Annotated in this window: 19 protein-coding genes; 3 read left to right on the forward strand and 16 right to left on the reverse strand. The window is 51.3% G+C overall.

What is annotated here, in order from left to right; genetic code table 11:
* Positions 1-240 precede the first annotated feature (240 nt).
* A complete protein-coding gene (gene pruA, locus A4U59_RS12670; RefSeq protein ID WP_070120945.1) occupies positions 241-1788 on the reverse strand; it encodes an L-glutamate gamma-semialdehyde dehydrogenase in 1548 nt (515 codons plus the stop codon).
* Between the two features lie 120 nt (positions 1789-1908).
* Entirely contained in the window at positions 1909-2124 is a 216-nt protein-coding gene (locus tag A4U59_RS12675; protein ID WP_070120946.1) for a hypothetical protein, read from the reverse strand.
* 366 nt (positions 2125-2490) lie between these two features.
* On the opposite strand from A4U59_RS12675, the gene A4U59_RS12680 reads away from it, so the two are divergent.
* Positions 2491-3660, forward strand: a complete 1170-nt coding sequence (locus tag A4U59_RS12680) for a DUF4317 domain-containing protein (protein ID WP_070120947.1) — start codon at positions 2491-2493, stop codon at positions 3658-3660.
* A gap of 377 nt (positions 3661-4037) precedes the next feature.
* On the opposite strand, the gene A4U59_RS21770 is transcribed toward A4U59_RS12680, so the two are convergent.
* From A4U59_RS21770 to A4U59_RS12720, 10 genes are all read right to left on the reverse strand, one after another.
* A complete protein-coding gene (locus A4U59_RS21770; protein ID WP_169823957.1) occupies positions 4038-4274 on the reverse strand; it encodes a hypothetical protein in 237 nt (78 codons plus the stop codon).
* Between the two features lie 322 nt (positions 4275-4596).
* Positions 4597-5814: a CamS family sex pheromone protein gene (locus A4U59_RS12685; protein WP_070120948.1), complete on the reverse strand. Its 1218-nt coding sequence runs from the start codon at positions 5812-5814 to the stop codon at positions 4597-4599.
* A 143-nt stretch (positions 5815-5957) separates the two neighbouring features.
* Positions 5958-7964, reverse strand: a complete 2007-nt coding sequence (gene ligA, locus A4U59_RS12690; RefSeq protein ID WP_070120949.1) for an NAD-dependent DNA ligase LigA — start codon at positions 7962-7964, stop codon at positions 5958-5960.
* A 17-nt stretch (positions 7965-7981) separates the two neighbouring features.
* Positions 7982-10216 (reverse strand): DNA helicase PcrA, encoded by a 2235-nt coding sequence (gene pcrA / locus A4U59_RS12695; RefSeq protein ID WP_070120950.1) that lies wholly within the window; start codon positions 10214-10216, stop codon positions 7982-7984.
* 78 nt (positions 10217-10294) lie between these two features.
* Positions 10295-10981 (reverse strand): heptaprenylglyceryl phosphate synthase, encoded by a 687-nt coding sequence (pcrB, locus tag A4U59_RS12700; RefSeq protein WP_070120951.1) that lies wholly within the window; start codon positions 10979-10981, stop codon positions 10295-10297.
* A 225-nt stretch (positions 10982-11206) separates the two neighbouring features.
* A complete protein-coding gene (locus A4U59_RS21775) occupies positions 11207-11380 on the reverse strand; it encodes a hypothetical protein (RefSeq protein WP_169823958.1) in 174 nt (57 codons plus the stop codon).
* A gap of 75 nt (positions 11381-11455) precedes the next feature.
* Complete coding sequence (locus tag A4U59_RS12705; RefSeq protein WP_211274938.1) at positions 11456-12028, reverse strand: hypothetical protein; 573 nt, start codon at positions 12026-12028, stop codon at positions 11456-11458.
* A 240-nt stretch (positions 12029-12268) separates the two neighbouring features.
* Complete coding sequence (locus A4U59_RS12710) at positions 12269-12586, reverse strand: YerC/YecD family TrpR-related protein (protein ID WP_070120953.1); 318 nt, start codon at positions 12584-12586, stop codon at positions 12269-12271.
* A gap of 16 nt (positions 12587-12602) precedes the next feature.
* Positions 12603-13658, reverse strand: coding sequence for a DUF3048 domain-containing protein (locus tag A4U59_RS12715; RefSeq protein ID WP_106406335.1), 1056 nt, complete (start codon positions 13656-13658; stop codon positions 12603-12605).
* 68 nt (positions 13659-13726) lie between these two features.
* Positions 13727-15478: an adenine deaminase C-terminal domain-containing protein gene (locus A4U59_RS12720; protein WP_070120955.1), complete on the reverse strand. Its 1752-nt coding sequence runs from the start codon at positions 15476-15478 to the stop codon at positions 13727-13729.
* Between the two features lie 146 nt (positions 15479-15624).
* Between A4U59_RS12720 and A4U59_RS12725 the strand changes: the two genes are divergently transcribed.
* Entirely contained in the window at positions 15625-15894 is a 270-nt protein-coding gene (locus A4U59_RS12725) for a YgaP family membrane protein (protein ID WP_083270832.1), read from the forward strand.
* 83 nt (positions 15895-15977) lie between these two features.
* Positions 15978-16103: an EYxxD motif small membrane protein gene (locus A4U59_RS22400; RefSeq protein ID WP_281183664.1), complete on the forward strand. Its 126-nt coding sequence runs from the start codon at positions 15978-15980 to the stop codon at positions 16101-16103.
* Here the strand turns inward: A4U59_RS22400 and purD are convergent.
* From purD to purM, 4 genes are read right to left on the reverse strand one after another with little or no spacing between them, the layout of a single operon-like run.
* Positions 16081-17349: a phosphoribosylamine--glycine ligase gene (gene purD / locus A4U59_RS12730; protein ID WP_070120956.1), complete on the reverse strand. Its 1269-nt coding sequence runs from the start codon at positions 17347-17349 to the stop codon at positions 16081-16083. The genes A4U59_RS22400 and purD overlap by 23 nt on opposite strands.
* A gap of 22 nt (positions 17350-17371) precedes the next feature.
* Positions 17372-18910, reverse strand: a complete 1539-nt coding sequence (purH, locus tag A4U59_RS12735) for a bifunctional phosphoribosylaminoimidazolecarboxamide formyltransferase/IMP cyclohydrolase (protein ID WP_070120957.1) — start codon at positions 18908-18910, stop codon at positions 17372-17374.
* A complete protein-coding gene (purN, locus tag A4U59_RS12740; RefSeq protein WP_070120958.1) occupies positions 18873-19493 on the reverse strand; it encodes a phosphoribosylglycinamide formyltransferase in 621 nt (206 codons plus the stop codon). Before purN ends, purH begins: the two co-directional genes overlap by 38 nt.
* A complete protein-coding gene (gene purM / locus A4U59_RS12745; protein WP_070120959.1) occupies positions 19490-20530 on the reverse strand; it encodes a phosphoribosylformylglycinamidine cyclo-ligase in 1041 nt (346 codons plus the stop codon). Before purM ends, purN begins: the two co-directional genes overlap by 4 nt.
* Positions 20531-20533 lie beyond the last annotated feature (3 nt).

The following is a 20533-nucleotide window of genomic DNA, read 5'->3' on the forward strand; positions in this document are numbered from 1 at the left end:
TATTTGATATATAGTAAATATCTATTCACTAAAAAGAATAAAATTAAATCAGTTTTTGTAACACTTTTGACACACTTGTAATGAATTCATCTAAAATATTACACTATTCCAAAACGAATGTCATTTTAAAATTTTTAGATATTATTCGTTAAAAGTATTTCTTGTTATTCTATATGGCCGTTCTCCTGTAATCGTTTGCAATCCAGCAAAAAGAGCCCTGCAAGAGGGCTCTTTCATTTATTAATATAATTCGGAGACTGTTTTCGGCTGCATATGAAGCAGCAGGTAGTCCGGTCCGCCGGCTTTCGAGTCGGTTCCGGACATGTTGAAGCCGCCAAACGGCTGGTAGCCGACGACTGCGCCGGTGCATCCTCTGTTGAAATAAAGGTTTCCGACCATAAAGTCTTCACGCGCCTGTTCCAGATGGAGGCGGTTATCGGAAATGACAGCGCCTGTCAGGCCGTAAACCGTATTGTTCGCAATCTTGAGGGCTTCATCATAGTCTTTCGCTTTTGTAAACGCGACAACCGGTCCGAAGATTTCTTCCTGCATGATGACCGCTTCCGGATCGACGTCCGCGAATACGGTCGGCTTGATGAAGAAGCCTGTTGAAGTGTCCCCTTCACCGCCTGTCATCAGCTTGCCTTCTTTTTTACCCTGGTCGATATAGCCCATGATTTTGTCATAAGCGCCCTGGTCGATGACCGGTCCCATGAAGTTGTTGTCGTCTGTCGGATCACCCTGGGTCAGTTCATTTGTCAGTTCAACGACACGGTCAAGCACCTGGTCATACACGTCTTGATGCGCAACGACGCGTGAGCATGCTGAACATTTCTGGCCGGAGAAGCCGAATGCCGATTTGACGATCGACTGGGCCGCAAGCTCAAGGTCTGCTTCGCTGTCGACGACGATTGTATCTTTTCCGCCCATTTCGGCAAGGACGCGCTTCAGCCATTTCTGGCCGTCCTGCACGACCGCTGCCCGCTCATAGATCCGCTTGCCGACATCAAGGGAGCCGGTGAAGCTGATGAAACGGGTGCGCGGATGGTCAACGAGGTGATCGCCGACTTCTGCTCCGCTGCCAGGAATGAAATTGAATACGCCTTTTGGAATGCCTGCTTCAACAAGCACCTCCGCAAACTTGGCCGCAACGACCGGTGTCGCACTCGCCGGCTTCAGCAGAACGGTGTTCCCGGCAACAAGCGGGGCAACTGCCGTGCCGCACATGATCGCAAACGGGAAGTTCCATGGTGAAATGGTGACGCCGACGCCAAGCGGAATATAGTTGAAGCGGTTTTCTTCAGACGGATGCGAGTTGATCAGCTGTCCGTCTTTAATGCGCATCATCTGGCGTCCGTAGTATTCCATGAAATCAATCGCTTCAGCCGTATCGGCATCCGCTTCAATCCACGGCTTTCCGGCTTCTTTTACCATCCAGGCGGAAAACTCATGCTTGCGCCGGCGCACAATGCCCGCTGCCCGGAACAAAATGTCCGCACGCGCGTCTGGACTTACCTTGCGCCACATTTCAAATGCAGCATCCGCTGCTTTATGGGCTTTTTCGGCAAGATCCTTGTTCGCTTTCGATACATAACCGACCACTTCCTCTTTGTTGGCAGGGTTGCGTGAAACGATTTTGTCCTCCGTCTTCACCCATTCGCCGTCAATCAGAAGATCATATTCTTTCCCAAGCTCGGACTCAACCTTTTTAAGCGCTTCCTGAAAGGCCTTCTTGTTCTCCTCCACTTTGAAATCCGTCAAGGGTTCGCGTGAATAAGCCATTACCATTGTTGACCCATCCTCCTTTTTATGTATGCGTTTTCATACCACATCTACCATTCTACCCGATACCGGGAAAAGGTTCAATGGATTGGCCGGCACACCATTCTTTTAAAAAACTGGTGGAGTTCATTCATTTTCCCACGATAAAGTGAAGCTGCCTTTATGCTTTTTGCCTTCTACCTGCATCTTATATTTGCCAGGCCTGCTGAGTTTGACCGAATCCTCCGGTTTTATCGTTTTATAGGTTTGACCCTCTCCATCCAGCACCTTTGCAATCAAATCCCCCTCTTCTGTCTTCGCCTTAAAGGTGACGGTAAGCGCCTCTCCATCATCAATCGTCACTTTCTTGAAATAATGGCCTGAAAAATTTCTGTATTCCCCGCTTATTTCATTCTTTGAGGCATCGACTTCCCAACCGTAATTCCATATGAACCGCCAGTGCAGCCAATCAAGTTTGCCAGCAGCAAAACCATCACTATCGTCCGCAGCCTTTTTACCATATGGTTCCTCTCCTTACATGGATTTAATGTGTATACGTTTCATCTATTTAAAAGTTTAGCTGTTCACCAAATTGCCACAGGACTTGCCTATAATTTCTTTCAGCTTTCCGGTGACTTTTCCGAACCTGTGTATGGTAAACTTAACTTTTGCAGTACCGTAGTTTCATATAGCTATTGCCGATATAAAACAGCCAGGGAGTGACGTCGGATGAACAAAAAAGACATCGCCAACATACGGAAGCAATTCAAGCCGGATAATGATTTATTGAAAATAAAGGATATTTTTAACGTGTATGTGATGAAGGAAAGCAGCGACATCTACCATCAGGAAAGCCGGCCGTTCCCGATGCTTGAACAGGAACAGCAGGAACTTTTTCTGAGCAATTTCAAAAAAGTGCTGACCGGCCAATTGGATACGAAGCTGTTCGAATTGAAGTTCCAGCGTGAAGCTGACGACCATAGCCAGCTTATCCTGTATGAAGGGCTGCAGGCCGATGATGTCGGCGATTGGAAGGACCAAATGCTCCTCATCGTCGAAAAAATGCTGACGGACAGGCAGTATGAGATGGATATTGTCATCACCTTCATCCGCGGGGAATATTTCAAGCCGACAAAAAAGAGAAACGATGAGGCGGAAACGAGTGAGCGGGATGAAGTGTTCACCCACCCTTTCATTCTGTGCAGCATCAATAAAACGGAAGAGTCGAAGAAATCATTGCTGTTTGACTATATCGAAAAACAATTCAAATACAGCTTTGAAGTCGATCCGATCATTAACCTGAAAGCACCCGTCGCCGGATTTTTGTTCCCTGCCTTCTCCGAACATTCGGCTGACGTGAATCATATTTTGTATTCGACCGGCAAAGCGAACGAACTGGACCCGCACTTCGTCGAAGAAGTGCTTAACAGTGAAGCGGCGCTCACCGCCCTGGAAGATAAAGTCGTCTTTGAGGAAATCGTGAAACATGTGACCGGCGACCAGCTCGAAACAGGCACCCTTTCCAACGTGTATGAAGAAATCAATCGGGTGATGGATGAAAATGAAGAAGAAGATACCCCAAGATTGGATTATAAAGATGTAGAACGCGTGCTCAAGGTAAGCGGTGTTGAGGATGTTGACCCCGAAAAGGTCGAAACAGCGTTCAAAACGGTCATTGATGACGAGAAATACGAGTTCAAAGCAAGCAGTGTCATACCGAAATACAATTCGAAATCCATTAAAATCAACACAAAAGCTGCCAACATTTCAATCAGCCCGCAGGATTTGAAATACGTCAAACAGGTAAACCGCAACGGCAAGCGCTATTTGATGATCGAAGTCGACGAGGACACCGAAATCGAGGGCTTTAAAATGATTTCGGAAACGTTTATGGATTAATCCGATCCTTTCCCGAAGAACAAATGCGCAAGGCGCCCGCTTAGCGGTGTACGCATAAGCGGGGGTACCTGCAGTGAGGGCAGTTTTCCCTCCGAAGGGGAGCAGCTGATCCGTATCCCCAACCGATGCCAGACCAGCACAGCCTGAGTACCCCGGGCATGGTAATTTGCACGTTTTTTCACCGTTTCAAGCAAGCTTACGGCCAAAACCGGGCTGTTTACTCATATACAGGATTATTCCAACCATTTAGGCCCGGTAACCAGCCGGATTTGTCTCATTTTATAAAAAGACTATTCCTTTTTTTCGTATTTCACGCCAGATGACTGTTCCTTCGCGCCATATCCCCGGCTTTTCACGCCGTTTACGAACAACCGCAATCAGGGGGATGCACTTTCGCGCGGAATCCCGTTTCTTTCACGCCAAACGATCACTCTTTCACGCGGAATCTCCCATATTTCATGCCGTAGAGGCCAACTTTCACGCCGGAGCAGCTGTTTCGCGCCGTTCAGCCCGGCTTTCACGACGGAACTCCTTTTTTCATGCATGGCGACAGACCCTGGCTCGCAGCTGGACATTCTTAAATGCGGAGAGCCCTTGTTTAGAGGCGTACTCATAGGCAGGGCCGAATCAGGAAGGGCGCTTTTCCCCTTCATGGGGCGGCAATGCTTATGACGATAGCCGCTAGGGCTCGCAGCTGGACACTCGAAATGCGCAAGGCGCCCGCTTAGCGGCGTACGTATAAGCGGGGGTACCCGGAGGAGATCACCGCTTATGACGATAGCCGCTGGCGCCTGAAGTCTCCACTACGCTTGAATTTTATGATTTCCTTAACAACGAAAAAAAGCAGGATGCTGCAGCTCATGTGCACATCCTGCTTTTTTATTGACGGTTTTGTAAACGGCATTGTTGATTTCCGTTTCAATCAATAACACAGCCTTATTGATAAATATGGACAAACGGCTTGCTAGCGCCGGCTTCGCGTTTAACGAGGCTTTCATCACGGGTCGCCGAGGCAATCCTCACCCTGACATCAACGTCTTTCGGAAAATGTTCCATCACCTGTGCGGCTGTGTATTCGGTGAACCCGATGATTTCGGTTTTACCGTTAAATTCGATCGGAATTTCGATATCCAGGCGCTGAAGCTTGCCGCCTTTGTAGAATCCTCTGCCAGTCACCCCGGTGTAATCCGGAAAATAGCCTTCGATCTTTTTCTTGAATGCTTTCATCACTTCAGAAGCCTTTGCATGGTTTTCCTCCGCTTCTTCTGATGGGAAGAAAACATAGTCTTCATCAAGCGTCTGCCATTCATCAGGCTTGGCCTGACCGCTCTTGAAGTCCGCTTTTGCGAAAAAGCTGCCGGGCACGACCGATTCCCGTTTTTCTTCACGGAAAAGTGCAACTGTCACCGGCACATTTTCGGCATCCCGATACTTCCTAAGCTGTTCTACAAGCTCGGCGGCAATCTTTTTGCCCTGCGTTTCCATTTCATTGAACGGAATCGGCTTCATAGCCGGCGGCCCCTCTGCCTGCTTGTAATAATGGACGGAATTCATCGACAGCCCGATTACGATGCCGGCCAGCTCGACCTGTTCATCGTCGTTCTTTTGATAATAGGTATGCTCCATAATATAAGACAGGTACTCGGGGCTTTTGCTTTCGCTCACACCTTCCGATTCAGGGGAGGCAGGTGCGTCATTTTCAAGCTCCGACTGCTTTTCGGCATCTTCCCCTTCCTGTCCGTCCTCATTGCCGTCTTCCGTTTCCTCCGGCTTTTCCTCTTCCGTAGGATCGTCTTTGGTAATGCCACGCTGAATCCATTTGCTGATATCTTTTTCCTTTAAAAAATGGCCTTCCTTGAAAAAGTATTCATCGATCGGATACGAGCCTCTGGCAATACGGAAGAGGCCGCGCTCCAACTCTTCCATATCAAGACGGTTATAGACATATTGATTGACGAGTCCCCTCGTTTCGGACGGTTGGAACGGCAAAATCGTCTGATACGTATCCCCCGGGAGCTTATACTTCGGGATGATCGCTTTTTCCTTTTCATCTTCGGTTTCCCGGACAACTTCTTCTTCCTTTTCAAACACCGGTCCGCAGCCGCTTAACAGAAGCATCGCCGCCAGAGCCGCCACTCCGATTTTATTTAACATTGAGCCACCTCATGATTGCATTATAGGTTTGAAAGAATCAGGAATGAGGCTGCCCATGCTGTGTGCGGCTCCTCAGAAAAAGAGGATGCTGCACCGCCTGACGGATCAGCCCCATTATTCATCTCACTACCGGTTATTATAGCTTATCTGTCAAGTTCTTCAACAAGCCTGTTTTCATCCCATACTTCAATGCCAAGCTCATTCGCCTTAGCAAGCTTGGAACCGGCCGCTTCCCCGGCGATGACAAGGTCAGTGCTTTTGCTGACGCTCCCGGTCACTTTCCCGCCGAGCGCCTCGACGCTGCTCTTCGCTTCATTTCTGGTCAGCTGCTCAAGCTTTCCGGTAAGGACGACGGTTTTGCCGGCAAAATAGGAGTCGATTTCTTCAGCATCCACCGGCTTCGGCCCTTTATACTCCATGTTGACGCCGAGATTCCTCAGTTCATCGATCACCTGCTGCGCTTCCGGATTGCTGAAATAGAGAACGACAGAGTCAGCCATTTTTTCGCCGACTTCATTAATGGCTTCCAGTTCTTCCTTGCCGGCGCCCTGCAGCTTCTCCATCGTGCCGAACTGCTGGGCCAGCGTCTGGGCCGCTTTGGAGCCGACATGGCGGATGCCGAGTCCGAACAGCAGCTTTTCAAGGGACCGGCCTTTCGATTCATCAATCGCATTGAGCAGGTTTTGGACGGACTTCTCGCCCATCCGCTCCAGCTGGATCAAATCGTCGTATTTAAGTTCGTACAGATCGGCGACATCGATAATCAGCTGCTCCCTGAACAGCTGGGTGATGACTTTCTCGCCGAGCCCGTCGATGTTCATTGCGTTGCGAGAAACAAAATGGATAAGCCCTTCGCGGATTTGCGCCGGGCACTTCGGGTTGATGCATCGCAGTGCCACTTCTTCATCGATCCGGACGAGTTCGCTTCCGCATTCCGGGCACTCAGTCGGCATATGGAAGTCCTCTTCACTGCCGTCGCGCTGTTCTTCAAGAACATTTACGACTTCAGGAATGATGTCGCCCGCTTTTTTGACGACGACCATATCGCCGATTTTAATATCTTTTTCACGGATCAAATCTTCATTATGGAGAGATGCGCGCTTGACGGTTGTGCCGGCGACTTTCACCGGTTCCAGGTAAGCCGTCGGTGTCACGACGCCGGTGCGGCCGACGCTGAGCTCGATGCCGATCAGTTTTGTGATGACTTCTTCTGCCGGGAACTTGTAAGCGATCGCCCAGCGCGGGCTTTTCGCGGTGAAACCCAATTGCTCCTGCTGCTCGAAGTTATCGACTTTAACGACGATGCCGTCGATTTCATACTGCAGATCCGGCCGCTTTTCATGCCAGCCTTCAACATATTCGATCACTTCATCGATATTGGCGCACGCTTTCCGTTCCGGATTGGTGCGGAATCCGAGTTCATCTAAATAATCGAGTGCTTCACTGTGGCTTTCGATACCGGTGCCTTCCGGATCGGCAAGGCTGTATACGAATATATCAAGGTTCCGTTTCGCTGCGATTTTCGGGTCGAGCTGGCGGAGCGAGCCTGCCGCCGCATTACGCGGGTTCGCAAACGTCTCCTCGCCGTTCTGTTCGCGTTCCTCATTCAGCCCCTCAAATGACCGTTTCGGCATAAATGCCTCGCCGCGCACCTCGATGTTGATCCCGTCTTTCAGTTTCAGCGGAATTGTGCGGATCGTCCTCAGGTTGCTGGTGATATTTTCACCCGTCGTGCCGTCACCGCGGGTGGCGCCGCGCACAAGCTTGCCGTCTTCATACAAAAGCGCCACTGCAAGGCCGTCGATTTTAAGTTCACAGACGTAGCGCACCTCATCGCCGACCGCCTGGCGGACACGGCGGTCAAAGTCCTTCAGCTCATCGGCGTTCATCGCATTGGCAAGGCTGAGCATCGGCACCTTGTGCTGGACCTTTTCGAACGCTTCGAGCGGTTCGCCGCCGATACGCTGGGACGGCGAATCGGCGGTGATCAGTTCAGGAAACTTGTTTTCCAGGTCGATCAGTTCCTGCATAAGGCGGTCATATTCGGCATCCGGCACACTCGGTTTATCTAATGTGTAATATTCATACGCATACTGATTGAGCAGCTCGCGTATGCTGTTTATTTGTTCACTGGCCTGTTGTTTGTCCATGCTCCACTACAACCTTTCTATGCTTTTGTGATCGGTGCGAACTTTGCGAGCAGGCGCTTGATGCCCACCGGTTTCGGGAAGGCGATGTCGAGCTCGGTGCTTTCCCCTTCTCCTTTTACGCTGACGACCGTTCCAGTTCCCCATTTTTGATGGGAAGCTTTGTCGCCGACCTTCCAGCCGTGTGATTCGCCGCCGGTCTGTTTGAGGCCGGGGCGGGCAGCCGGCTTGCGCACAGGACGGTTCGTGTTCATCCCGCGCGGGGAGGTTGATCCGCCTCCAAACGGCGACTGCTTTTCCTTCTCTTTTTGCATATCTTCAAGCAGCTCTTCAGGAATTTCGCTGATGAACCGCGATACCGGATTCATATTTGTGCGCCCGAACAGCGTCCGCATTTGCGCATTTGTGATGAAAAGCTCCTGTTCGGCCCGGGTGATCCCTACATAGGCGAGGCGGCGCTCCTCTTCCATCTCGTCTTCTTCCATAAGCGAGCGGCTGTGCGGGAATACGCCTTCTTCAAGCCCCATCAGGAATACAACCGGGAACTCAAGTCCTTTGGCGGAGTGGAGCGTCATCAGCGTGACCGCATCCTGCTCCTTCGCTTCCTCTTCGTCAAGCTGGTCGATATCGGCAATGAGCGCGAGGTCGGTCAAAAATGCGACAAGGCTCTTATCTTCATTACTCTTTTCGAAATTCTGGGTGACAGATAAAAATTCCTCGATATTTTCAAGGCGGCCTTCGGATTCAAGTGTCTTTTCGTTCTTCAGCATGTCCCTATAGCCTGTTTTATCCAATACCTCATCAACCAATTCAGTCACCGACAAATATTCCTGCATATTCGTCCAGTTGTTCAATTGCGTTGTGAATTCACGCAGCGTTTTGACAAACCGGGCACTCAGGCCGATCTGCTCCACTTCCTGCAGGGCGGCATACATGGAAATGCCCTGGGCGACGGCAAAGTTAGCGATCTTATCGACCGTTGTCGCACCGATGCCGCGCTTTGGCACGTTGATGATGCGGGTCAGGCTGATATCATCATCCGGATTGGCGATCAAGCGCAAATAAGCGAGCAGGTCCTTGATCTCTTTGCGGTCATAGAATTTCGTGCCGCCGACGATGCTGTAGCTGATGTTGGACTTCAGCAAAACTTCCTCCATCACCCGGGACTGGGCGTTCGTCCGATACAGGACGGCCATATCGGAAAGCTTGTACTTGCCGCTTTCAGCAAGATCCTTCATCCGGCCCGCGACAAAATAGGCTTCGTCACGCTCGTCGCCGCCGCGGTAGTATAAAATATTTTTCCCCTCATCATTTTCGGTCCAGAGGTTTTTCGGCTTGCGGTTCGAATTGTTTCCGATGACCTTGTTGGCCGCTTCCAGAATCTTTTTCGTCGAACGGTAGTTTTGCTCAAGGAACACGGTATTCGCCTGCGGATAGTCTTTTTCAAACGACAGGATGTTGCTGATATCCGCCCCGCGCCATCTGTAAATGGACTGGTCGGAATCACCGACGACGCACAGGTTCTGGAACCGGGACGCCAGCAGTTTTACAAGCAAGTACTGGGCATGGTTCGTATCCTGATACTCATCGACATGGATATACTGGAATTTGCGCTGGTAGAATTCAAGCACTTCCGGCACGCGCTTGAACAGGTGGATTGTTGTCATAATGAGATCGTCGAAATCGAGGGCGTGGTTTTTGCGCAGCCGTTTCTGATAGGCTTCATATATGTCGCTGACTGCCTGTTCGTATGGGCCGGTGGCGCTTTTCGCATATTCTTCCGCCGTTTGCAATTCGTTTTTCGCGCTGCTGATCGTACCGAGGAGCGAGCGCGGATCAAATTTTTTCGGATCAAGATTTTGTTCTTTCACAAGCTTCTTGATGACCGACAGCTGATCGGATGAATCGAGGATCGAGAAGTTGCGGTTGATGCCGATCCGGTCGATATCCCTCCGTAAAATCCGTACGCACATCGAGTGGAACGTGGAAATCCAGATGTCTTCGGCGACAGGGCCGGTCAGCTGGCCGACACGCTCTTTCATCTCGCGGGCCGCTTTATTCGTAAACGTGATCGCCAGGATGTTCCAAGGCGCGACATCCTTTTCACTCATCAAGTAAGCGATCCGGTGGGTCAGCACTCTCGTTTTTCCGCTTCCGGCACCAGCCATTATCAATAGCGGTCCATCGGTTGTTTTGACGGCATCCTGCTGGACCGGATTCAGCCCCGCAAGCAGCCGTTGACTTATATATTGCATGTTGTTACACTCCTCCGAACATTTGTTCTTATTCCAATCGTATCCTATTGCTTCCGTTTCGGCAAGCTTGACCTGGATTTATTTTTTCACCGCTTTTACTGTTTTCAATGCGGTTTGTACATCTTCATAAATAATATTCCCGACGACAATCGTATCGGCGATGGCAGCCATTTCAGCCGCCTGATCCTGTGTGCGGATTCCCCCTCCGTAAAAAAGGCGGGCATGATCAAGTTTATTTTTGGCCGTCTGCACAGCTTCCGGATCGCCGTATGTACCGCTGTATTCAAGGTAAAAAATCGGCATCCGGAACAGTTTATCGGCCATCATCGCATAAGCGCCGATATCATCAAGCGTAAGGTCAGTGCGGGCATCGGTCAACCGCGCGGCCTTTGCGTCACCGTTGAGGATACAATACCCTTCCACAAAAATCTCATCCCAGTTCATGATTTCACCGTATTCCTTCAGCGCCTCATGATGAAGGCCTGTGATCCATTCCGGCTTTCCGCCGTTCAGCACGGTAGGTATAAAATAGAAATCATACCCGGGTGTGAGTGATTCAATCTTTGATACCTCGAGCACACACGGCAGCGGATAGCGGCGCACCCGGGCCAGCATGTTCAGCGTGTTATCGAGCGTCACTCCGTCGGTCCCGCCGACGATAATGGCATCCGTCCCCGACTCGCACACCGCCTCAAGGTCTTCATCAGAAATCTCTTTATTCGGATCTATTTTAAACACATGCCGCCACTCATTCACATCATACATGTTTGGTCCTCCTTGCTTCGTCTGAAGGAATTATACCATATGGAAAGGGGTGATTTCTGCCCGGGATACAGCGGGTGATGTTTTTTTCCGGAAGGGGGAATTGTCTGTTTTTAGGGGGCGGGGTGGTTGGATTGGGATTGCCGGTGTTTTTTGGGGAGCAGCCTGGCGATGTGTGGCTGGCCAGGGTGGGCGGCAGACAGAAGTTTGGCGGTTTCCAGCCGATTTTCATGTGAAATCCCGCATTTGGCTGGTGTTCCTGCACGGTTTTCGTATGCCGGTCTGGCTTTCACGCGGCAGGATCCCGGTTTCACGCCATATCGAGCCGGTTTCGCGCCGCATCTTTGGTTTTTCACGCCGTTCATATCGGCCGGCTCCGCGCTGCCGCAGGTTTCGCGCCATAACTTCAGTTTTTCACGCCGAACCAGTCTTCTTTCGCGCCTAGCAAGCCTTGTTTCGCGCGCCCTCACCCGTTTTTCACGCCGTTCGGTCGGTTTCACGCCATAACAAGCTGGTTTCGCGCCGTATCTTTGATCTTTCACGCCGATCATATCGGCCGGCTCCCTGGGGGAGCAGCCGGGCGATATATGGCTGGCCAGGGTGGGCGGCGGACAGAAGTTTGGCGGTTTCCAGCCGGTTTTCATGTGAAATCCCGCATTTGGCTGGTGTTCCTGCACGGTTTTCGTATGCCGGTCTGGCTTTCACGCGGCAGGATCCCGGTTTCACGCCATATCGAGCCGGTTTCGCGCCGCATCTTTGGTTTTTCACGCCGTTCATATCGGCCGGCTCCGCGCTGCCGCAGGTTTCGCGCCATAACTTCAGTTTTTCACGCCGAACCAGTCTTCTTTCGCGCCTAGCAAGCCTTGTTTCGCGCGCCCTCACCCGTTTTTCACGCCGTTCGGTCGGTTTCACGCCATAACAAGCTGGTTTCGCGCCGTATCTTTGGTTTTTCACGCCGTTCATATCAGCCGGCTCCGCGCTGTCGCAGATATCACGCCATAACTCGGGTGTTTCACGCCGTACACACCAAGTTTCACGCCAACCACCCACCTCCGTAAACATGCCCGAACACAGCGGTTAATCTCTGCCGGCCCCGGCAACCGTCACCCGCCATGTCAGCATCAGACCAGCCCATCCCCCATCCCGCGACTCAAAATCAAACCCAACAATTCTCCCTGCCGCGCCCGGAACCCCGGAACATACCACCCAGACCGGCCACCCACCATACCGCTCACCCAAATCAAACCCAAAAAAATAAGCCGACCACAATTCAATCGGCTTGTCCCAAAATTACTTCTGTTTCACTTCTTCTTTTTTATCATCGTAAAGGCGGTCGAGTGTCAGCGCATAGGCGTCGTTGCCGTAGTTCAGGCAGCGTTTGACGCGTGAGATGGTGGCTGTGCTGGCGCCCGTTTCGGTTTCGATTTTGTGGTAGGTGAAGTTTTCGCGCAGCATCCTGGCCACTTCGTAGCGCTGGGCCAGTGACTGGATTTCGTTGATTGTTGCGAGATCGTCAAAGAAACGGTAGCATTCTTCCACATCCTCAAGTGACAGGATGGCCTTAAACAGCTGGTCGAGTTCTTTTCCGCGCAATTTATCGATTTGCATTGATATCAGTTCCTCCTTATTTAATCGTTACTTGTTGTTCCAGGCCCGGTGATTCCGGGATGATGCTGATCCAGGTTTTCCCTGGAACAAGTCCGGCCGGCTGTCCGTTTTCAACCGGGATGATGCGGCCGGTTTCGTTTTTCCATTCGACTTTGCGGAGCTTGCCTTGCTGGATCAAGTAGGCGCTGCCCCCTGACTTCAGGTCGATCTGACGCCGGCCCGCACTGTCGATGACACGGTGGCCGGTTTCGACGATGAACAAATTATCGATGGTGACTGGTGTTTCTGTTTCCCTGTCGATTGTTTGTTCATCCATGCTGAAGCGTTCGTATTTCTTTTCGGTTTCGTTGTATTTGTATTGGGCTGTTGCGTAAGAACGGTCCGCGTGCTCGACTGTAACGTCAGCTGCTGTGCTGCTTTCATCTTCAGTGAGGCTGTCCAGTTCCTGTTCGGAAAGGAACGTATAGGCTGCAGGTTCCTTTTCCATATCTACACCTTTTTGCTCGGCGCCCTTCAGCACATTTTCATACGTGATGTAGGAATTATGGGGCGCTTTCCGGAAATCGGCGCGCTTGAATAGCGTGCCGTCGTAAAACAGGCCGTTGATGCTTGGCACATAACCCGAATCTAGCATTTGTTTTGCTTCAGGGCTGTAACCGTGGGTGACATAAAAGGCATCGAAGCCTTTGCTCAATTCAATGTAATAGTCCCTTGCGCTTCGGACCGGTCCGATAGAATCAGGCTGTTCGCTCTGGAATACGGCGAGCAGTCTTGTGATATCACCTTCCGCCAGCACCTCGTATACGACGTCGGCTTTATGCAAGCCGGACTGCGGGCGGGCTTTCGGATGGTTGTTCACCATGACGGCGACCGGACGGGTGCCGATCTCTTCGTCGGTGCCGATGCCGGTCAACGGAAACGTATGTTTATATTCCGGCTTTTCAGGTTCTGGCTTCTTCTCTTCCTTTTTCTCTTCCTGCTGTTCCGGTTCCTGCTGCTGCGACGTTTTTTCTTCTTTGCTGCACCCGGCTGCGATCAGTAAAATAACAAGCAATGCTGCTATTACTTTCACATATTTAGACAAAACAATCCAACCCTTCGTGCTTCCTTTTCCTGGACATGCTTTCACACTATAATAGTTTAACGCATAATCGAAGGAAAGAGTACTGTTTTTTTCATCACATCATGGATGCCATGAGGTGTGATCCGGATATACGGCAGATGGGTCGATGACAGGAACAGGCAAGTGTACACCGGATCGCTGAACGGGAAGCCCCGTTTTTTAAGCTCTTCTGTCATCATCTTATGCTGTTCGATTAGTTCAGGCATTTTTTCAGTACTCATGCCTCCGAGAAGCTGCAGCGGGATTTCAGCGGCCACCCCGCCGTTTTCAGCAAGCACCATGCCTCCGCCGATTTCTTTCATGCGGCTGAACGCGGCCAGCATATCTTCTTTATCTTTTCCGATCACGATGATGTCACCGGAATTCGAGTAGGAACTTGCGAAGCCTTTAACGCTCGTTCCGAAGCCTTTCAGGATCGTATTGACACGCCAGTGCCCGTTCCGGTCGATCAGCAGCAGGAAATTCTCGTCATTATCGGACGGAAGCGTGTCACATGACACATCAAAGTTGACGGAGTACGGCCTCATGATGACCGAGTTTTGCATTTCCATTCCAAGCGGCATCGAGAATTGGAAATCATCTTCCGGATCGATGTCCCAGTTTATGTCGAGCGGATCAAAACCGTACGGCGATAAATCCATCTCAAATAATTCTTCGTTTACCGGCTCACCATTTTTCAGCACCCATTTTCCGCCGGCGACGACTGAAGCAGGTGTCGGATTCTGTTTGTCCTCAAGGATGTTCAAGTGGGCGACCCGGCCGGGAGCGATCATGCCGTGGCTGTTTTCTATCCCATAATGGCGTGCCGGATAGTATGACGCCATCAAATAGGCCTCTTCAGCCGGAACCCCTTTATCGATCGCAATTTTGATCATGTAATCGATAAGCCCCTGTTCATAAAAGGATGGGGTCGAGCCGTCGGTTGTGAATAACAGCTTTTCAAACTGATCGATGCCGAGTTCATTGATTCCATCGAGCAGCTGCGGCAAGTCCGGCCTGATTGAAGAATGGCGGAGCGGCGCCGTATAGCCGAGGCTCAACCGCTTCAGCACATCTTCGCCGGTCATCGCCTCATGGTCGCAATCGACACCAAGCAGTTTCATGTTCACAAGCGTTTTTTCGGATGCGCCCGGCAGATGGCCTTCAATCGGCTTGCGGAGCCGTTTTGTTTCCTGCATCCAGTGCAGCATCAGATCGTCTCCCTGCAGCACCCGCGGCCATGCCGTCAATTCGCCGCCCTGCAGGACACATTCATGTTCAAGCCATGCTTTGATCCGTCCGTTTGAAAAAAGTTCATCTTCATCGCGGAGCTCCGTCTGGGAGTCATACCGGCACCACCAGTACAAGCTTGCCGGAAGTTTTTTTTGCACATCTTCAATAAATGTAAACGCTTTCTTTTCTGGAAGCTGTAAAGCGAGCACAAGGTTGTCATTTATGAGTGTTGTCGTCCCCTTCAAAGACGAATAATGTGCAAGCGTCAGGGGATTATATAACTGAAACGGATGAGAATGCGGCTCGATGTAACCCGGCACGACATAGCTTCCGCTCAAGTCCGCGATTTCAGCTGCACCGCTGTTTTCCGGAAGCTTTTCGCCGACATAGACAATGCGGTCCGCATAAATCCAGATGTTTGCTGTCATCCATTTTTTCAAGACGCTATTTAAATACGTTGCATTTTTGAGTATAAGGTCAGGTGATTTTTTACCGTTCACAACAGCTATTTGTTCGCGGATCTCTTTGTTTTTCCAATGGTAGCGCTGGTGAGGCATCTCTCTTCCCCCATTTTTTGAAAGCCTTTTCTTTATACTAGCATACCTTACCTTTTAAAGCACTAAAGGGGTAGTAAAAATTATGTGAAGAATTCTCAAACTGTCTGAACCGACATAAATCAGGAGAAAGAAAGGAGTCATTTAACATGATCAGACCAAACATCGGCATTCTGAATGCCTTAATGAGAATTACAATGGGGTTAACGCTGTTATCATGGGTCACCGCCAGATTTATCCGGAGGCCGTACATGAACTCGAACATCTGGCTTGCCATGGCAGGGGCAATGAAAGTGGCTGAAGGCATCACCCGCTACTGTCCGGTGACGGCAATCGTCGAGCAGACAATGGAACGCGGCGATGACTACGCTTATGAGTTCGATTATGAAGGCGAGGAAGAAACGTACAATCCATCCTGAATCCGGCTCACAGGGCTGAGTTCCTCTCCAGTTGAGGAACTCAGCCTATTATTGCAAGCCAGCTTTGAAAGGAGATGCTTTTTATGGAATTCATATCAACGGATTTATATAAAGAATACGTGACTGATTATGCGTTCATCTATGCGACAATCATTGGCAGCATCGTTGCGATATTGTTTGTGTATGTCAGGAAGAAACGTGCGAAATAGCTTTCCGGCCGATGTCGGTCCGGTAAAAGACCGCATCAGACTGCAGTTTTTCCATTTCTTTATAGACATGTTCTTTTGCCTGCTGGAGGTTCGAGTGGCGTGCAGCGACAAGGAGTAGCCTTCCTCCGTTTGTCGCGAAGGCGTCTCCGGCTTTTTTTGTTCCGGCATGGAACACAAGCGCTTCTCCGGACACGTTTTCCACTTTCGGAATCGGGTTTCCTTTTTCATAGCTGCCCGGATAGCCTTTTGAAGCGAGCACGACACCGAGCACCGCATCGGATGACCAGCGGAGTTCGACCGGTTTCCCTTCCAGGACATCAAGCAGCACATCGGCAAGATCGTTTTCCAGCCGGGGCAGGACGACCTGCGTTTCCGGATCGCCGAAGCGGGCGTTGAATTCGATGACTTTCGGGCCGCCCGCTGTCTGCATCAGGCCGGCATATAAAATACCGGTAAATGATGCATCTTCTTTCACGAGGGCAGCTGCCATCGGTTTCACTATTGTTTCGACCGCTTCCTCTACAGCGGCGTCCGTGATTTGCGGGACAGGGGAGTAAGCGCCCATGCCGCCAGTGTTCGGGCCTTTATCATCGTCATATGCCCGTTTATGGTCCTGCGAAATAACCATCGGATAAACGGTGCTGCCGTTGACGAACGCCATCAGTGAGAACTCTTCGCCCTGTAAAAACTCCTCGATGACCACCTTACGGCTCGCTTCGCCGAACTTCTCGCCTTTCATCATATCAGCCAGCGATTCAAGTGCTTCTTCTTCCGTCATCGCCACTGTCACGCCTTTTCCGGCTGCGAGCCCATCCGCTTTGATGACGATCGGCGCGCCTTGATCTTCAACATAAGCACAGGCTTCTTCGTAGTCCGTAAACGAACGGTATGCGGCTGTCGGAATTTCGTATTTTTCCATCAGTTCTTTTGCGAACGTTTTGCTGCCTTCGATTAACGCGGCTGCCTTTGATGGGCCGAATACAGTAAGGCCCGCTTTCTGGAACCGGTCAACGATGCCGTTGATGAGCGGATCTTCCGGCCCGATGATCGTAAGGCCAACCTCATTTTCCTTCGCAAACTGGATCAATGCTTCCGTATCGGTTTCAGGGATCGGGACAAGCTCGGCCACATCTGCCATGCCGTCATTGCCCGGCGCCGCATACACCTTTTCAACTTTGCCGCTCTGCGCGGCTTTCCAGGCGATGGCGTGCTCGCGGCCGCCTTTGCCCACTACTAAAATGTTCATCCGTCTGCCTCCTTTCCGTTGATTAATGCTTGAAATGGCGAATGCCGGTAAAGACCATTGCGATGCCGTATTCGTCCGCCTTTTTGATTGAGTCTTCATCGCGGATCGAACCGCCCGGCTGGATGATGGCGGTCACACCAGCTTTTGCGGCCGCTTCCACAGTGTCGTCCATCGGGAAAAAGGCATCGGACGCAAGCGCGGATCCGTCCGCTTTTTCACCGGCCTGCTTCAGCGCGATTTCCGCGGCGCCGACGCGGTTCATCTGGCCGGCCCCGACTCCGATCGTCATTTTCTCTTTCGCCAGCACAATGGCGTTGGACTTCACATGCTTGACAACTTGCCAGGCAAGCTTCAAGTCGTTCCACTCGTCTTCGGTCGGCTCACGCTTCGTCGGCACGGAAATTTCCGCATCCTCAAAATCATAGCTGTCTTCTTCCTGGATGAGCAGGCCGCCGTGGATGGAGTTGAGCCGCATCTCAAAACGGTCTTCGCTGTTCAGGTCGATCGTCAGCAGACGCAGGTTTTTCTTGGATGTCAGGATTTCCAGCGCTTCTTCACTGAAGGAAGGGGCGATAATGATTTCAAGGAAGATCTCCTTCATTTTCAGGGCCGTTTCCGCATCAATTTCACGGTTGGCGGCGACGATTCCGCCGAAAATCGAAACCGGATCTCCTTCATATGCTCTGTTGTATGCTTCATTGATTGTGTTGCCAACACCGGTTCCGCACGGATTAGTATGTTTGATCGCAACAACAGCCGGTTCTGAAAACTCGCGCACGATTGCAAGCGCAGCGTCGGCATCATTAATGTTATTGTAGGAAAGTTCCTTGCCGTGAAGCTGCTTCGCTGCGGCAATGGACACGTCTGAACCGATCGGCGGCTCATAGAAGGCCGCATTCTGGTGCGGATTCTCACCGTAGCGGAGAGATTGTTTTTTCTCATACGTGAATGTCATGCTCTCCGGAAATTCCTCTCCGGTCTGTTCCGTTAAGTATTGGGAGATGAGTGCGTCATATGCTGCTGTGTGCCGGAATGCTTTAGCGGCAAGTTTTTTCCGCAGTTCTGCCGAAAGGCTGCCGTTTTGTTTCAGTTCTTCCAGCACGCTGCCGTAATCGGCCGGATCGACGACAACGCCGACATCGGCATGGTTTTTCGCGGCGGAGCGCAGCATTGACGGGCCGCCGATATCAATGTTTTCGATGGCTTCTTCAAATGAGGCATCCTTTTGTTCAATTGTTTGTTTAAAAGGATAGAGGTTGACGACGACCAGATCGATCGGCGTGATGTCGTGTTTCTGAAGCTGTTCCATATGATCCGGCTTGTCCCGCCGTGCAAGCAGGCCGCCGTGGATGTTCGGATGCAGGGTTTTGACGCGGCCGTCCATGATTTCCGGAAATCCGGTCACTTCCGATATGCCGATTACATTAACACCATTTTCTTCGAGGATTTTTTTCGTGCCGCCGGTCGAAACGACTTCGACACCCGCTTCGGTCAGCTCTTTTACAAATTCCACGATTCCGTTCTTATCCGATACGCTTACCAGCGCCCGTTTTACCGCCATTCTTTTCTCCTCCTTCAGGTGATTGGAACAATTTGTTCAGTGTCTCGGGATAAAGGCGATGTTCCACTTTCTGTATCTTTTTCTGCAGCGAGTCTCTCGTATCCTGTGCCGTGACTGCGATTGCTTCCTGCGCGATGACCGGTCCGGTATCCATGCCTTCATCGACAAAATGGATCGTGACACCGGTCTCTTTCACACCCTCATCGAATGCCTGCCCGATTGCATCAAGGCCTGGAAATGCCGGCAGGAGTGACGGGTGAATGTTGACGATGCGCCCTTCATACGCCTGCAGCAAGGTGGAGCCCACCAGGCGCATATAACCGGCCAGCACGACCCAGTCAGCTTCATGGTGACGGAGCTTCTCCAGTACTGCCGACTCGTAAGCGGCTTTGTCTGCAAAATGTTTCGGGGAAACCTCGTAAACAGGGATACCGGCGGCTTCCGCCCTGCTGACGGCTTTAGCCCCCGGCTTATCACACACGAGGAGAACCGGTTCGCCCTTCAGGCGTCCGGCTCTCGCTTCATCGATGATCGCCTGGACATTTGTGCCGCTGCCGGACGCAAACAATGCCATTTTCATCATGATTCGTTTCCCCCGGTAAAGACAAGCTGATCTCCTTTGATGACTTCGCCGATCTCATAAGCGGATTCGCCGAGTTCTCCGAACAAAGCGAGCGCCTTTTCGGCATCTTCCCTTGATACGGCAACTGCCATGCCGATTCCCATGTTGAAGATATTATACATATCGTCCTTTTTGACACTGCCGTGTTGTTCGACCATGCCAAAAATCGGCGGCACCGGCCATTTGCCTTCCTTGATTACTGCTGTCAGCCCGGCCGGAAGCATGCGCGGAATGTTTTCCACAAAGCCTCCGCCGGTAATGTGGGCGATGCCTTTCACTTCAACCTGCTTCATCGCTTCAAGGAGCGGCTTCACATAAATCCGGGTCGGCTCAAGTAGTTCGTCGCCGAGCACCCGGCCGATTTCATCGTAATGCTTGTGCAGATCGAGTCCGCCTTCTTCAAGAAGGGCCTTGCGCACCAGCGAATAGCCGTTCGAATGGATGCCGTTTGAAGCCAGGCCGATGATGACGTCCCCTTCCTTCACATTTTCCCCTGTGATCAGGTCCGATTTCTCAGCGGCGCCGACCGTAAAGCCGGCCAGGTCGTATTCTTCGATCTCATACATGCCGGGCATTTCTGCCGTTTCGCCGCCGACAAGCGCACAGCCGGCCTGTTCGCAGCCGTCCGCAATGCCTTTTACAATTGCTTCGATCTTTTCGGGAGCCGCCTTGCCGCAGGCGATATAATCCAGGAAAAACAGCGGTTCGGCACCCTGTGCGGCAATATCGTTCACGCACATGGCAACAGCATCGATGCCGATCGTGTCATGCTTATCCATCTGGAACGCGAGCATCAGCTTCGTGCCGACACCGTCCGTACCCGATACAAGCACCGGCTCTTTTAAGCCGAGCGCTGAAATGTCGAACATGCCGCCGAAGCCGCCAAGACCGCCGATGACTTCGCTGCGCATCGTCCGCTGCACATGTTTTTTCATCCGTTTCACAGATTCATAGCCTGCTTCGATATCGACTCCAGCCTGTTTATATGCATTTGCCATCCC

It is taken from the genome of Bacillus marinisedimentorum (assembly GCF_001644195.2).
GTDB classification, from domain to species: domain Bacteria; phylum Bacillota; class Bacilli; order Bacillales; family Bacillaceae_O; genus Bacillus_BL; species Bacillus_BL marinisedimentorum.